This is a genomic window from Bacillus sp. (in: firmicutes), from assembly GCF_031983925.1.
GTDB lineage: Bacteria > Bacillota > Bacilli > Bacillales > Bacillaceae_G > Bacillus_A > Bacillus_A pacificus.
The window spans coordinates 211,531-225,866 of the sequence record NZ_DALYZR010000002.1; the positions used below are offsets into that span (position 1 = coordinate 211,531).

Here is a 14,336-nt window from a genome sequence, read left to right on the forward strand (position 1 = left end):
TCATTCCTCTCACTCGCCTGAACAGTTATCCTACTCTTTATTGTTTTCGATGTTTCTACAATTAAGAATAGTCCTCGTTGTCGCCTATGCTCCCGCATTACTTACTCGAGAACGTCTCGCACCGTATACGATTTCTCTCCAAAATACAGGTACCATTCCTGCTAATCATATACTTGTAACTGATACAATTCCTATCGGTACTTCGTTCATCCAAAATAGTGTAACAATTAACAACGTGCCGCAACCAACTGCAAATCCATCAGCAGGCATCCCAATTTCAACACTTGCTCCTTCTGAATCCGCAACGATTTCTTTCCGTGTCCTAGTTACTTCAATTCCACCAAGCGGAGAAATTCAAAACCAAGGTAACGTTTCCTTCCAGTACCAACCCGATCCTACTAAACCACCTGTATCCGTTACTACGCCTACACCTACTACAATTACTCCTGTAAACGTTGGGACTATTAATCCGATAAAAACCGCTGATAAATCCATCGTTTCAGTAGGTGATACGATTACATTTACTATCACATTCCAAAATGAAGGTACGATTCCTGTCACTGACATTTCTGTTACAGACTCACTTCCTGTCGGCACATCATTCGTTCCAAATAGTGTCACAATTAATAACATTCCCGTTCCAAACGCAAATCCATCCACAGGCATTCCAGTCGGAACTCTTAATCCAACAGCATCCGTAACTATTTCATTCCAAGTACAGGTTATTACACTTCCAGCTAATAGAATGATTACAAATATCGCATCCATTACGTATACTTCTCAACCCGACCCGACTAGACCACCTATCACAACAACGACTACAACACCACCAATTACGATAGAAGTAAACCCTAATGAGCCAAACACATTTATTAAGACCGCAAATGTAAATAGCGCCCATCTCGGTGATTTCATCACATATACACTTACCTTTACTAACAATGGCACCATCCCAGTAAATAACGTACTCATTACCGACCCACTTCCTCCTGAAGTTACTTTCTATCCAAATTCAGTAACTGTAAATGGAGTAGCACGTCCCGGAACTAACCCAACTATCGGTATTCTTATCAATACTGTTAATCCAAGTGAATCCGTTGTTGTTCGTTTTATCGTTCAAGTAACAGCAGAGCCACGAAATGGTCTCATTCGAAATACCGCCCGCATTCGCTATACACTCAGACCAGATCCTACTAAACCACCGATTTCCGTTGATGAAACTTCAGAGCCAAACATTATTCCGTTTATCGGTCCGTTCGTCTCACCAAATTTAAATTGTTTCTTTAATGGGGAACGTTTTATCCGGCGCGGTTGGAATAGAAGATGTTAGCAATATAAAATAAAAAGACAGCGCCTTTGACGCTGTCTTTTTATTTTATACATATACAGTTTTTAAGTTAATTTCATATCTTTTTCATTATAAAAACCATCTTCTTTTTCCATTTCCTTCTGTAATTTCGTAAAGGAACGGTACATTGCAATTCTCCATGACACAATCATCGCAAATGCCAGTAAGAAGAACATACCACTAAGTTGTCCTAAATCAAGAGATTGGCTTAAGTATGTTTTAAATACAATCCGCACGACAAGTAATCCAATTAATATAAAAACAAATGCTTTGGAACGCTTCAAATAAATCTCTTGTCCTCTAATCTCAAATTTAGATGTTTTAATAAGAAAAATAGAGAAAAACAAACCGACGCCAATTGCTTCTAACATTTCTGCTGGAGTTAATCGAAATTCAGGAAAAACATACATCAACGCTCCCGTACTCATAAAAAATGGTGGAAGTATAATTTTTTTCAATGTTGCAGGTTTCTTAGCTGCTTTTAAACGAATAAACATCGCACCAACAGCCATACAAACAGCAACGATACTGGATAAAACAACTATGTTCATATTTTCTCATCCTTTTTTGTGGCTATATGCAAAATATACTTTCATTATATGCTTTTCCGTTAGTATTTCCAACATTTTCACAGAATAATACTAAAAACCCGTAAAACCACCAAATAAACTTGAGAAATATACGATAATTTTTGTCATCCAGTTAAAATATAAGAAGATACCCATGATAATCATAATGTATCCCCCGATTTTCATGAACTTCATACTGTTTCTTTTAATCCAAGACATTTTCGTAATAAAGAATGATAGTACGAAGAACGGGATAGCAAATCCAAGTATGTATGCGATCATATAAATCATTGCTGATTCTGGATTTGTTGCTGCTAATCCAATAACCGATACTAAAATAGGTCCTGTACAAGGTGTCCATCCTGCCGCAAATGCCAATCCAATTAGAACAGATCCAAAATAACCACTCGGACGATTCTTAAATGTAAATTTACGGTCTTGCATTAAAAACTTCGGCTTAAATACACCGACAATAATTAAACCGAACACGATGATAAATATACCACCTAACTGTCTAATTAAATCTTTATAATTCGTAAAAATGCCCCCGATAAAGCTTGTACCAAATCCAATTGCAATAAATATAATTGAAAATCCAAGTAAGAAAAACGCTGTATGTATCATACTTCTTTTGCGAAGCATTGCATTTTCTTCTTTCAACTCAGAAACCGACATACCTGTTATGTACGATAAAAATGCCGGATAAAGCGGTAAGCAACATGGGGAAATAAATGATAAAAACCCAGCACCAAACGCTAAAAAAATACTAATATCTTGCATTATTCCACTCCTCTCCTTACATATTGTAGCAAAAACATATAAAAATACTATGAACAATTCGTGAAATCACTTTTCCAACGTGATAATAAGAAAAACTATCCTTTCACACTTTTTCTAAAAAAACGTTTTCATTTCCTTCTATTTATATAGAAAAATCTCAATTACACTACAAAACCTCTCTAATGTTATTAACATAACAAAGGTAATATAGTTTCTCAAATGATTAGCATGTTATTCGTACGTTTATATACATATTGATTAAAAAATATTTTTTTCAAATGCTGTCTTTATACAATACAAACTTGATTTTACAATACTTCTATTATTACTAATTTCAAGATTATGCATAAATATCATACTTTTATTATTATTCTATAAAATGTCACACTTTTCTTTTATTTGACCCTTCATTTTTAATTTTGTATACTTCCCTCTAGTTATATATGTCCGTTACGGAACAATTTCATATAGATAGGAGGACTATTTCATGCTTCGTTATTCTCTTTTAGTTTTATTAGGAGCGTGTAGTTATGGGATTTTAGCTATTTTCGTTAAACTTGCATATGCAGAAGGATTTTCACTTGGAGAGGTAATTGGCAGCCAATATTTGTTCGGTTGGATTATTTTGCTTGCTATTACACTTCTATTTTCTAGACATCGTGTTCCATTAAAACAAGCTTTAATTTTATTCGTTGCAGGTACATCTGCAAGTTTCACTGGAATTTTTTATTATGCTTCATTAAAAACTGTACCAGCATCTATCGCCATTATACTTTTATTCCAATTCGTTTGGGTCGGAATTATTATTGAAGCAGTCGCAACAAAAACTTTACCTTCACGAGAAAAAGTTATTTCTGTTATTTTCTTACTTGCAGGTACATTTTTATCAAGTGGTTTACTAGAAAAATCAGCAGGTGATTTCGATACGACTGGAATTATATTAGGCCTATTATCTGCTGTTACATTTGCAACATACATTTTCGTGAGCGGAAAAGTTGCTGTTGAAGTACCTTCATTACCACGCGGTGTTCTTTTAATGGCTGGTGCTTTAACTTTAGTAATGATCGTATTCCCTCCAACATTTATTTTTAACGGTGCAATTTCTGAAGGACTTTGGAAATACGGTTTAGGTTTAGGAACATTCAGTATCGTCATTCCTTCTATCGCCTTTACAATTGGTATTCCAAAGATTGGTTCTGGCTTAGCGACTATTCTTGGCGCTGCGGAACTACCAGTTACAACAATTATGTCTGTATTCGTTTTAAAAGAAGCTGTACTATCTTCACAATGGTTCGGTGTATCACTTATTTTAATCGGGATTGCAATCCCGCAAATTGCCTATGCAATGCGTGGACGTTATCGTAAACATCATACACACAAAAAGTTGGCAGCATAAACGAGAGAGGATTTTCATTTGAGAATCCTCTCTTTTATTATTGTATACTTATAGTAAATACTTTATTTAAGAAAGAGGGCATTATAAGTGGCATCAAATCTAGAACAGTTAACTGATCAACTTATTTCTATTCGTAGAAATTTACATGAGAATCCAGAATTATCCTACGAAGAATTCGAAACGACGAAAGCTATAAAGAATTGGTTAGAAGAAAAAAACATTACAATTATCAATTCTAATTTAGAAACGGGCGTTATTGCTGAAATTTCGGGGAATAGTAACGGACCGCTTATAGCAATCCGTGCTGATATTGATGCCCTTCCTATTCAGGAAGAAACAAATTTATCCTACGCTTCAAAAATCCATGGAAAAATGCACGCTTGTGGGCATGATTTTCATACAGCTGCTATTATAGGTGCCGCTTATTTATTAAAAGAAAGAGAACCTTCCCTAAATGGAACTGTTCGCTTTATATTCCAGCCGGCTGAAGAGAGTAGTAATGGCGCTTGCAAAGTTATTGAAGCTGGGCATTTACATGGCGTACAAGCTATTTTCGGTATGCATAACAAACCTGATTTACCAGTAGGTACAATCGGTATTAAAGATGGTCCACTTATGGCCGGAGTTGATCGATTTGAAATTGAAATTCACGGAGTTGGTACACATGCAGCTGTACCAGATGCTGGGGTAGATCCAATTGTCGCATCCTCTCAAATTGTGATGGCACTACAAACTATTGTAAGCCGAAATATAAGTTCATCTCATAATGCAGTTGTTAGCGTCACAAACATCCATTCAGGAAATACGTGGAACGTTATTCCTGAAAAAGCAATATTAGAAGGTACTGTTCGTACTTTCCAAGCTGAAACACGCGAAAAAATTCCAGCCTTAATGGAACGTATCATTAAGGGCGTTTCTGATGCACTAGGTGTAAAAACAGAATTCCATTTTCATTCAGGTCCTCCTGCCGTTCATAATGATGAAATTCTTACTCATTTATGTACACAAACTGCACAGGAAATGTCACTAGACGTGATTACCCCTACTCCTTCCATGGCTGGCGAAGATTTCTCTTTTTATCAACAACACATACCAGGATCATTCGTCTTTATGGGAACGAGTGGTACACATGAATGGCACCATCCCTCGTTCACTATCGATGAACACGCATTGCCTATCAGCGCAAAATTTTTCGCTTTATTAGCCGAAAAAGCGCTTAAACAATTAACATAAAGAAAAGCCGTTAAGAGTGTGCTTAACGGCTTTTCTTTTAAGTTAAATCTCGTTTTAAAAATACAGTATAAGAAACCCCTAAAAATACGAATAAATAAAGTAGTAGCATACACGATGCAAACGGGAACGTTACTCCATCAATAAAGCTTCCATTCTTTGCAATACTGTATAAATCTGTGTTTGCTGGCAATAAATATTTCGCCCAATCATATCTAGTTGCTGCTAGTAATGCGATGTTTCCTGATAAAGCGAGAAATAGTGAAATACCAATCGCGCCTCCGCTAGATCTTGTTAGCACAGAAATCATAAATGCAAACGCTGCATACACAATCGTTGGCAACCACGATAAAATATAATACTTACTAGCCTCTACAAAAATATTTTGTTTTATAATATTTCCATCTTGGAAAATAAATTCGCTCCATGCAGGCTGCTGGAATTTATAAATAACAAGCCCACATAAAATGGAAAAAATCATATTAAATATAAACAATAACGCTGCAAATATGACAATTGCTAAAAACTTAGCTGTCAAAATTTTAAAGCGACTCGCTGGTCGTATCGTTAAAAATTTATATGTTCCCCAGCTATATTCATTCGCAAAAATTGTACTTGCATACACGAGGATAAACGGAAGTAATATTGGAAATACGATAAAGCCTGTATCTCTCATGAAAGAAAGTGGAGAACTACTTGCCGGTGCTGTATCTGTATCTAAATGCTTCATCTTAAGCTGATATTCCTTTACAAGCTCATCCCCAGATCGTTCCGCTAAAATTGCTTCTTTTTCCATGCCTAGCTTTTTCTCAATTTCTACAGTTCGTTCTGTATAATCAGCTTTCCATCCTTTTGTTTCCGGCTCCAAATACTTTACAGTAACCCATCCTAATCCGATTATTAATACTGCAATAACTGCAAATGGAATAATCGTTCGCTTTCGCTTAAATATTTTATACAATTCGTTATACACTAAATTAAACAATATCTTTTCCCCCTGTTAATTCTAAAAATTGCTCTTCTAACGTTTTTCTTTCTTCATATACACGATACACTTGAATGTTTTTCTCAAGCAATGTACGAATAACATTTGGGATTTCTTCATCTTTTACATGAATAAGTAAATCATTACCTTTTATTAAAACATCTTGGTCTAACATTTCTGCCGCTTTATTCGCATCATCTACGCGTATACGGATTGTCTCCATCTCTTCACTTTGATTATGCTGAATATTTTGCGTCGCGACATATTCTCCGTGCTGAATAATGATAACTCTATCACACATTAATTCAACTTCTGAAAGTAAGTGACTAGATACAAGAACAGCTTTTCCTTGTTCATGTGCAATTTTCTTTATGTACATTCTCATTTCATGTATTCCACTAGGATCTAATCCATTCGTTGGTTCGTCTAATATTAATACATCTGGATCATGAATAAGCGCTTGAGCAATTCCTAAACGTTGTCTCATGCCGAGTGAATATGCTTTTACTTTGCGGTCAATTACTTGTCCCATTCCTAACAATTTCACTACTTCATCGATACGTTCTTCTGTCACGTTCCCATTCATTCGTCCGAAATATGTTAAATTTTCATAGCCACTCAAGAAAGGATAAAATTCCGGTGTCTCAATTACTGCTCCAATTTTCGAAGCAGTACTTTCAAATTGTTGTTTTACAGATTGACCATCAATCCAGACTTCGCCCTCTGTCATACGAATCATGCCGACCATCATTCTCATTAAAGTCGTTTTTCCAGCGCCATTTGGTCCGAGCAAACCAACTACTTCACCCTTTTTAACTTCAAAACTAATATTTTCTACAAGTGTCTTTGAACCGATTCGCTTCGTTAACCGCTCGACCTTTACAATTGATTGTTCATTTGTCATTCTATACAACCTTTCCTTCCCATTCTTTGTCAGGTCTTTACACTGTAACATGATTATTTTTCTGTGTAAAATAGAAAAAGGCATGATTCCTCATGCCTTTTCCTTGAAATGAAACGAATTTTTATCTTGTAAACTTTGAACAAATCGAAAACATTGCACCATCGATAATAGAAGGATAACGATCATAATTATACTAACGACTACGATTGCATATATTGTAATCGGTGCACTATCTATCCCTTGTATTCCTGCTATTTTCATACAGATAATCGTAAACAATTTTAAAAATAACATCCCATTAACTAACCCAAACACAAACGCTACTCCATAAATAAATAATTGCTCCTGACATAATAAACATAGTACATCATTTCTCTTCCCATTCTCTGCTACATAAGATTTAATTTCTTCTTTCCTCACTTGCAGAAGAGAATACGTCATTTTATATGTAATAAACATACATATGAAAATGACTACGATAAACAACGTGTAAAAACACATTTGAAATAAAAGTATAGTCCCTAATTCCCCAACAACTACTTCATTAAATTGTAGCGATATCATAAAAAACAAAATCATAGTACTCATAGCAATCCACATGAATTGCTTCATCCTTTTGGCAGCAAATGTTCTTATATTTTTTCTCGCTAACCGACATAAAGACATAAAATTCTTCCCCTACCTTATTACATACGCATTCTATACTACTAGTGTATAAAAATATGACATTTTAAACATCGCACTACAATCGGAATTTCCTCTAAGTCTTTAGTCCTAGAACACAAAAACGAACATGTTTATCTCTTTAGTATAGAACTAAAAAAAAGAACACTAAAGCGGAAAGGCAATAGTATTGCCTTTCCGCTTTAGTGTTTAATGAGGTGTACTTTTTAATAACTTAATTAATCTCATCCTCAACTTCTATTCTTTTCTTCTCTCTTGCAATTTTTAAAAACTCTAAAAGCTCTGGATTGCTATTCATTTTTTTGTAAGCTACTGACATTTCTGCAACAAAATTAGAATCATATAGTTCTTTATATACAACTTCTGTTTTATATAATTTATTTGCCGATACGGGTATGACTGTAATTCCAATCCCTGCTGCTACAAGTCCCATAACTGTTTGATATTCCGTCGCTTCTTGTACGATACGCGGACTAAACCCGACGTCGCGGCAAAGTGATAAAATTGTATCGTATAACGCTGGCCATACTGGTCTCGTAATAAATACAAACGGTTCATCTCGTAAATCTTCTATATGTATTTCATCTTTCTCTGCAAGTGGATGAGCCTTCGGTAAACATAAAGTACACGATAGTTTTTGTATCGGCTCTAATTCTAATAATTGTGTTGGGATTGGTGGACGCAAAAATCCAATATCAATACGATTATCATGAAGTGCATACACTTGATCTGGAGTAGATAATTCATGTAATGCAACAGACACCCTCGGAAATTTCTTTCTATACTCCCTTACGATAGATGGTAAAATATCATATATCGCCGCACCTACAAAACCAATTGAAAGTGAGCCCACTTCTCCCCTTTGGGCACTTTGTGCAATTTCTACCGCTTTTTCAATTTGTTCGAATGCTTTTTTTACTTCTTTCAAAAACATTTCTCCAGCTTCTGTTAATTCAACCTTTCTCTTCGTTCTTGAAAATAACATAACTCCCATTTCTTTTTCTAATTGCTGAATTTGTTGACTAAGCGGTGGTTGTGTCATTTGTAAACGAGCAGCCGCCCGTCCAAAGTGTAACTCCTCTGCCACTACAACAAAATATTGCAAATGCCGTAATTCCATTTTGGACACCCTTTTCCATTTCAATTAATACGTCTAATATATTAATAACATATAATTTATATATTAGACAAATTTTTTGAATGAACGTATAGTAGAATTTGTTAATTCTTTTTTACAATTTTTATGTAAAAAAAGAAAGAGGTGGTTACTGTATGAAATGGTGGAAATTAAGCGGACAAATTTTACTATTATTTTGTTTCGCTTGGACAGGTGAATGGATTGCAAAACAGGCACACCTCCCAGTTCCAGGAAGTATTATCGGTATTTTTTTATTATTAATTTCATTAAAATTTAACCTAGTGAAAAAAGAGTGGATACAGGACGGTGCAGACTTTTTATTAAAAGAACTTATTTTATTTTTCATTCCTTCTGCAGTCGCTGTCATACGCTACAAAGATACACTATCACAATACGGAATCGATCTCATCTTAATTATTATGATTAGTACACTTTGTGTCACTCTCGTTACAGGACTCTTAACAGAATTGCTACTAAAGCGGAAAGGATCCGTGCAATGATCGGTTTTCTTTGTTTACTATTAACACTATTCACATATTGGATATCGAAGAAAATGTATAAACGCTGGAATTGGAGCTTACTTTCTCCTCTTCTCGTCTGTCCTATTATTTTAATCGCTTTATTACTCGGACTAGACACATCTTATGAAACGTATGAAACTGGAGGCCAATGGTTAACAGAATTATTAAAACCTGCAACAGTTGCTTTTGCATGGCCAATCTATAAATACTTTGATTTACTCAAGAAACATGGAATGGCTATTTTACTTAATGTCATTGTCGGTTCGTTTCTATCAGTTATTACTTCAGCACTACTAGCAAATTATTTTCAAATTGATTCATCGTTAGAACATAGTTTAGCACCTCATATTGTAACGACACCAATTGCAATGGCCATTTCAGAAATGATTGGTGGTATGTCACAATTAACAGCAGTATTTGTTGTTTTAACTGCGTTAACAGGAGCATTGCTCGGACCTTCTCTCATTCGTATATGCCGTATTAAAACAGCAATTGCAAAAGGTATTATGTTAGGAACGAGCGCAAATGGAACCGGCACATCAAAAGCATTCGAAATCGGTCCTGTAGAGGGAACGATCGCAAGTTTATCTATGCTTTTAACTGCAGGAGCTAGTTTAGTTATCGTTCCGCTTTTCTTATCGTGGATACATTGAAAAAGCAAGTGTTTACACACTCGCTTTTTTATTTATGTATTTGTTTAAAATCTCATAATCCTCCGGGAAAGATAGCGTTAATTCCTTCATTTCATCTATCCCCTTCCAAGCAATTTCATGTATTAACTCATCAGGATTTTGGATTTTCATACTACCGCCTATTCTTTTTACGATATAATAATGAACGTATACAGGAACCCCATATGTAATCGCTTCTTTTTCGTATATTTTACTTACAACTTCCACATTGTAGCCTGTTTCTTCCCAAACCTCTCGGATACAACATTCCTCTAATGTTTCTCCTTTTTCAAGTCCTCCACTTGGGACGGACCACCTTTTTTCTTCACCCTTTTGTCCTTGTAATACCATTAAAACTTCATTTCTTTCATTTACACATACTGCTGCACAGCCTATCCATCTTTCCATATACATCCCTCCCCTACTACTATTCGGTTCCTTTTTCCTTTTCTCCTTGAAAAAAGAGGAAAAAAGGAAAACGATGACGAAAATTTACATCAACTTCATAGGCAGTTCCTTCTTAGAAATTAAAAACGGAAGGATGAAAGCATGATTTCTAAATATGTTGTAGAATGTGTCTTTTGCGAAGAAAATCGAAAACCTCGCCAGGCTATCGTCACAGTTCCAGCTACTACTCAGCTACTAGCTATTGAAAAAGTGCGTGCAGAGTGTAAACGTCGTTTCGGAAAAGCTTTATTATTACAAACTGAAATTAAAGAAGAAATAGTTTTTGAACAAAAAGAAAGCTGACCATAAATTGGTCAGCTTTCATATCCGATCATATTTTCACATGAAGATTAGGGGCATCCTCTTTAAGGATCGGGATTTTCCCATTATGTACGTTCCATAATGGTCATCGAACAATATATTTCTATACAATTAAATATTGAATAGAATAGGGCAAAACTTGTTCGCATTTTTAGAAAAGGGATAGGGATATAATTCAAGTAGTACTTCGAATACTCGAACTTTACACTCATTATATTAAAGCAAATCCTTTTATATGGGAAATATGAATTACTTACATAATTCATTCGTAAAACATATTAGTTTGCTATATTATTTTTATTCCATGAATAACATGCATCCAGCTAGAACTGGTGTCATAATCATTGAAAACTTCAAAAGCATACTTGGTGCATAATTTGTAAACTTCGCCCCAATATACGCTCCTAACATCGTCCCAATTAATACTTGCAATAATAATATATGATCTAGGTAGCCTTCTGAACTATATCCTAGCCCACCTCCAATCGCAATTGGCAATATAACCAGCATTGTTGTTCCTACAGATTGCTGGATCGTTAACCCTAATAGAAACATTAATCCAAGTTGAATAAATGGTGCAGAACCTATCCCGAATGAACCAGCCATCATTCCAGTGACTAATCCAAGACATATACATTTCATTATGTTCTCTTTCGAAAAATCTTTAATCTCTGCTAAAAGTAACTCTTCCCTATTTTGAAACTTAATTAATTTAATAAACATAAAAATTGCAGATAAAAATAACATCCCAGCTGTAAACCAATGAAGAAGATGTCCTGGTATAAGTGAACCAATTTTTGAACCGATATAAGAACCAAGCGCTCCACATCCCCCAACAATCCCGCCTATAGTAAGTACTACATTTCCTTCACGATAATGACTTATAACCCCAGATAATGTCGTAAATGCCATAGCAGTTAAAGACGTTGCAAGTGCAACGTGAATAGGAATATGGAATACTAAAGTGAGTATTGCGATAATAAACCCGGCTCCCCCAGCTCCAACAAACCCTAATAAAATCCCCATTACTAACATCGTTATAATAATTGCCACATACTCTCCCTCCAGTAAGGCAATTATCCACCATATTCTTTCTTCTACACAAATAAAAAGCATCCATCTAGGATACTTTTTATTTCCATACTATGTACTTAATCTTGATTAATCAAAATAACCGCGGGGCCAGCGACTACTACTCCAGCTACTTCGATTTTTTCAAATTCCTTTACTGTAATAGATATAACGCCTTCTCTTTCCATCAATTCTTTACTCAGGACATCAGTCGGTATAGCTTTCACCGTCTTACCTCCTTTTCATTTATACAATATGCCAAAAACAACTTAACGCATCTATATATATGCATCACCTCCGCTTTCATTCCTTATTCCCTTCAAAACCCTTCTCTCCCTTCCATAACGTATTGAAAAATAAAAAAGCACTCGCAATCGCGAATGCTTTTTCATTATTTACTTTCTATTACTTTTAACATTCTATTAATAAATGCTGCCGATTCCCCACGCGTTGCAGAACCTTTCGGCATAAATTCATTATTTTCATTTCCTTTTACAATACCTAATCCATAAACACGTTGTACAGCTTGTTTATCATATGCTAAATCTTGATCTGAGAATGGTAACGAGACTAAGTTACCTTTAATTTTTTTATATTGCAGTGCACGGTCAATCATGATAACAGCTTCATCTCGTTTAATCGTATCGTTTGGAGCAAATATACCATTTCCTCTACCACTTATTATCCCAGCACTTGCTGCACGATTAATACCATCTATTAGCGATGGATGTGCTGTATTTAAGTCATTAAAATTCGATGATCCTTCAGGTAGCTGCAATGATCTTGATATTAAATTTGCAAATTCACCACGTGTCACAAGGCGCTCTGGCCAATAAGAACCTTTTCCATCTCCAACCATAATACCGCGCTTATCTAATTCACGAATGTCTGCTTCATACCAACCACCCGTTATATCATCTTTATGGTTCGCATCATAATAAACTTTTGTTCCTTGTAAGAATGGTTCCCACCCATTATTTTTAATCATAATGGCTGGACAAATCTTCCCACTCCAAAATTGATGTTTTTTCACATTTTCTAAAGGAATATTTAATTCCCCCATTAAATAAGCTGCTAGTTTACGAGCATTTTCAACAGCTTTATTATAATCACCATCTTCGTTTACAGCAATTTCAATCGCAATTGATTCTCGATTCCCAGTTCCTTCTGCCCCATCTCCTGCATGCCAAGCATTTTCGTTTAATGGCAGGTGTTGATAAATCTCTTTATCGTCTACCGTAAAGTGCCACGACGCTGAACGATCTTCCGTTCCCGTTGCTTGGTTATATAAATATATCGCATGGTTTCTAGCATTTGCCCCAACACTATAATTATCGGTCTCATGAATCGTAATATACTTCGGGTTCATCGCATAACCTGGACGAATATTTTCATTTCCTTTTGGTACAATCATTTCTTTTAAAGGTACACCATAAATATCCGTTGTTTTCTCTTCTATTGGCGCAACATACATAGCTGCTGCACGTTTTGTACGTGTTGGTGCTGCATCTTGTATAAGTGAAGCTTTTGTTCCTTCAAATTTTGCTGAAGGTGAATGAATCCATTTCATCTCATTATTTATTTTTACTTGGAACCATTCTCCCGCCTGTCCAATTGCTTGAATAGTTTGCGGCTCCAGTACATTTTCTTCTTTGTATGAAGTAAATGGTTCAGAGTAAGTAGAGCTTTCTTCATTAATAACTAACTTTTCACTTAATAACGGGTGAATTTCTTTAACCTCTACATTTCCATCACTATTTTGTATCCACCCCGTTCCCGATGAAGTTTGAACATAGTAAGCGTTTCCTTTTCTCTTCTCAGCTTTTACGACTTGATTCGAAATACGAATCCCTGTCTCTTTTTGAAAATTACTAGAATCGTATAAAGGTACTTCTTTCACTATATGTACAAGAAACTCACCTTGCACTTCACTTCTTACTCCTTTATCTTCCCCTCGACCATCTTCATCTTTCATATGGTTTTCAATACTTTTTAAAGCTTGTTCATCAGATGAAACTGTAACAGTTTTTCCAAACTCATTAGCATAGGAATAATTTGGAATCGTTACCATACTAAATACAATTGATGCAGCTAAAACATTATAAAATCCTTTTTTCATCATAATACTTAACACGCATATCATTAAATTCGTGTTAAAATTTCCCTCCTCAACCAAAATATAGATTATCTACTAAACTATTAAGCAACATAACCATTTACAATATAACAGACTCATTTCAATTCGTATAGATAGGAATGACTACTATTTGC

At 35.2% G+C, this 14,336-nt stretch carries 15 protein-coding genes and 2 pseudogenes; 6 read left to right on the top strand and 11 right to left on the bottom strand.

The features are described from left to right. Window positions 1-124: 124 nt before the first annotated feature. Window positions 125-1,330: pseudogene (locus tag RTP99_RS07235) on the top strand (hypothetical protein); the annotation flags it as partial. Between the two features lie 62 nt (window positions 1,331-1,392). On the opposite strand, the gene RTP99_RS07240 reads toward RTP99_RS07235, so the two are convergent. From RTP99_RS07240 to RTP99_RS07250, 3 genes and pseudogenes are all read right to left on the bottom strand, one after another. Continuing rightward, the gene (locus RTP99_RS07240; protein WP_001028639.1) at window positions 1,393-1,899 is read right to left on the bottom strand and encodes a CcdC family protein; all 507 of its coding nucleotides are present in this window, start codon (window positions 1,897-1,899) and stop codon (window positions 1,393-1,395) included. Between the two features lie 90 nt (window positions 1,900-1,989). Further along, window positions 1,990-2,697: a cytochrome c-type biogenesis protein CcdA gene (gene ccdA, locus RTP99_RS07245; protein WP_001152681.1), complete on the bottom strand. Its 708-nt coding sequence runs from the start codon at window positions 2,695-2,697 to the stop codon at window positions 1,990-1,992. Window positions 2,698-2,713: 16 nt separating this feature from the next. After that, window positions 2,714-2,858 (bottom strand): annotated as a pseudogene (locus RTP99_RS07250) (peptidase T). A 326-nt stretch (window positions 2,859-3,184) separates the two neighbouring features. Here RTP99_RS07250 and RTP99_RS07255 point away from each other — a divergent pair. After that, a complete protein-coding gene (locus tag RTP99_RS07255) occupies window positions 3,185-4,093 on the top strand; it encodes an EamA family transporter (protein ID WP_000947030.1) in 909 nt (302 codons plus the stop codon). A gap of 87 nt (window positions 4,094-4,180) precedes the next feature. Next, entirely contained in the window at window positions 4,181-5,326 is a 1,146-nt protein-coding gene (locus tag RTP99_RS07260) for a M20 peptidase aminoacylase family protein (RefSeq protein WP_000157890.1), read from the top strand. 37 nt (window positions 5,327-5,363) lie between these two features. Here RTP99_RS07260 and RTP99_RS07265 read toward each other — a convergent pair whose 3' ends face one another. The 4 genes from RTP99_RS07265 to alsR form a co-directional block, all read right to left on the bottom strand. After that, window positions 5,364-6,308: an ABC transporter permease gene (locus RTP99_RS07265; protein ID WP_000482765.1), complete on the bottom strand. Its 945-nt coding sequence runs from the start codon at window positions 6,306-6,308 to the stop codon at window positions 5,364-5,366. After that, window positions 6,301-7,212, bottom strand: a complete 912-nt coding sequence (locus RTP99_RS07270) for an ABC transporter ATP-binding protein (protein ID WP_000180642.1) — start codon at window positions 7,210-7,212, stop codon at window positions 6,301-6,303. The genes RTP99_RS07265 and RTP99_RS07270 overlap by 8 nt, the downstream gene beginning before the upstream one ends. Window positions 7,213-7,302: 90 nt before the next feature. After that, window positions 7,303-7,878 carry an FtsX-like permease family protein gene (locus tag RTP99_RS07275; protein WP_000050606.1) on the bottom strand — a complete coding sequence of 192 codons (576 nt, stop codon included), beginning with the start codon at window positions 7,876-7,878 and terminating at the stop codon, window positions 7,303-7,305. A gap of 232 nt (window positions 7,879-8,110) precedes the next feature. Continuing rightward, complete coding sequence (alsR, locus tag RTP99_RS07280) at window positions 8,111-9,016, bottom strand: acetoin biosynthesis transcriptional regulator AlsR (RefSeq protein ID WP_000423229.1); 906 nt, start codon at window positions 9,014-9,016, stop codon at window positions 8,111-8,113. 152 nt (window positions 9,017-9,168) lie between these two features. Here alsR and RTP99_RS07285 point away from each other — a divergent pair, with 152 nt between their 5' ends. Together RTP99_RS07285 and RTP99_RS07290 are read left to right on the top strand one after the other, a co-directional pair. Further along, window positions 9,169-9,534 carry a CidA/LrgA family holin-like protein gene (locus tag RTP99_RS07285; RefSeq protein WP_000872364.1) on the top strand — a complete coding sequence of 122 codons (366 nt, stop codon included), beginning with the start codon at window positions 9,169-9,171 and terminating at the stop codon, window positions 9,532-9,534. Beyond that, window positions 9,531-10,208 carry an LrgB family protein gene (locus RTP99_RS07290; RefSeq protein ID WP_000578951.1) on the top strand — a complete coding sequence of 226 codons (678 nt, stop codon included), beginning with the start codon at window positions 9,531-9,533 and terminating at the stop codon, window positions 10,206-10,208. The genes RTP99_RS07285 and RTP99_RS07290 overlap by 4 nt, the downstream gene beginning before the upstream one ends. A gap of 12 nt (window positions 10,209-10,220) precedes the next feature. Here the strand turns inward: RTP99_RS07290 and RTP99_RS07295 are convergent, their stop codons facing one another. Beyond that, complete coding sequence (locus tag RTP99_RS07295) at window positions 10,221-10,634, bottom strand: NUDIX hydrolase (protein ID WP_000442966.1); 414 nt, start codon at window positions 10,632-10,634, stop codon at window positions 10,221-10,223. Window positions 10,635-10,775: 141 nt separating this feature from the next. Between RTP99_RS07295 and RTP99_RS07300 the strand changes: the two genes are divergently transcribed. After that, window positions 10,776-10,976 (top strand): DUF3903 domain-containing protein, encoded by a 201-nt coding sequence (locus tag RTP99_RS07300; protein ID WP_000624205.1) that lies wholly within the window; start codon window positions 10,776-10,778, stop codon window positions 10,974-10,976. 315 nt (window positions 10,977-11,291) lie between these two features. On the opposite strand, the gene RTP99_RS07305 is transcribed toward RTP99_RS07300, so the two are convergent. The 3 genes from RTP99_RS07305 to RTP99_RS07315 all read right to left on the bottom strand — a co-directional run bounded on the left by RTP99_RS07305 (window position 11,292) and on the right by RTP99_RS07315 (window position 14,184). Beyond that, entirely contained in the window at window positions 11,292-12,047 is a 756-nt protein-coding gene (locus RTP99_RS07305) for a sulfite exporter TauE/SafE family protein (protein ID WP_000974645.1), read from the bottom strand. A gap of 98 nt (window positions 12,048-12,145) precedes the next feature. After that, complete coding sequence (locus RTP99_RS07310; protein WP_000644411.1) at window positions 12,146-12,292, bottom strand: BC1881 family protein; 147 nt, start codon at window positions 12,290-12,292, stop codon at window positions 12,146-12,148. Between the two features lie 164 nt (window positions 12,293-12,456). Next, window positions 12,457-14,184 carry an S-layer homology domain-containing protein gene (locus tag RTP99_RS07315; protein WP_011040581.1) on the bottom strand — a complete coding sequence of 576 codons (1,728 nt, stop codon included), beginning with the start codon at window positions 14,182-14,184 and terminating at the stop codon, window positions 12,457-12,459. Window positions 14,185-14,336 lie beyond the last annotated feature (152 nt).

What these genes read in the sequence shown, in the direction of transcription:
- RTP99_RS07240 (WP_001028639.1), bottom strand. Translation starts at nt 1,899, where the DNA reads ATGAACATAGTTGTTTTATCCAGTATCGTTGCTGTTTGTATGGCTGTT.
- ccdA (WP_001152681.1), bottom strand. Translation starts at nt 2,697, where the DNA reads ATGCAAGATATTAGTATTTTTTTAGCGTTTGGTGCTGGGTTTTTATCA.
- RTP99_RS07255 (WP_000947030.1), top strand. Translation starts at nt 3,185, where the DNA reads ATGCTTCGTTATTCTCTTTTAGTTTTATTAGGAGCGTGTAGTTATGGG.
- RTP99_RS07270 (WP_000180642.1), bottom strand. Translation starts at nt 7,212, where the DNA reads ATGACAAATGAACAATCAATTGTAAAGGTCGAGCGGTTAACGAAGCGA.
- RTP99_RS07275 (WP_000050606.1), bottom strand. Translation starts at nt 7,878, where the DNA reads ATGTCTTTATGTCGGTTAGCGAGAAAAAATATAAGAACATTTGCTGCC.
- alsR (WP_000423229.1), bottom strand. Translation starts at nt 9,016, where the DNA reads ATGGAATTACGGCATTTGCAATATTTTGTTGTAGTGGCAGAGGAGTTA.
- RTP99_RS07285 (WP_000872364.1), top strand. Translation starts at nt 9,169, where the DNA reads ATGAAATGGTGGAAATTAAGCGGACAAATTTTACTATTATTTTGTTTC.
- RTP99_RS07290 (WP_000578951.1), top strand. Translation starts at nt 9,531, where the DNA reads ATGATCGGTTTTCTTTGTTTACTATTAACACTATTCACATATTGGATA.
- RTP99_RS07295 (WP_000442966.1), bottom strand. Translation starts at nt 10,634, where the DNA reads ATGGAAAGATGGATAGGCTGTGCAGCAGTATGTGTAAATGAAAGAAAT.
- RTP99_RS07300 (WP_000624205.1), top strand. Translation starts at nt 10,776, where the DNA reads ATGATTTCTAAATATGTTGTAGAATGTGTCTTTTGCGAAGAAAATCGA.
- RTP99_RS07315 (WP_011040581.1), bottom strand. Translation starts at nt 14,184, where the DNA reads ATGAAAAAAGGATTTTATAATGTTTTAGCTGCATCAATTGTATTTAGT.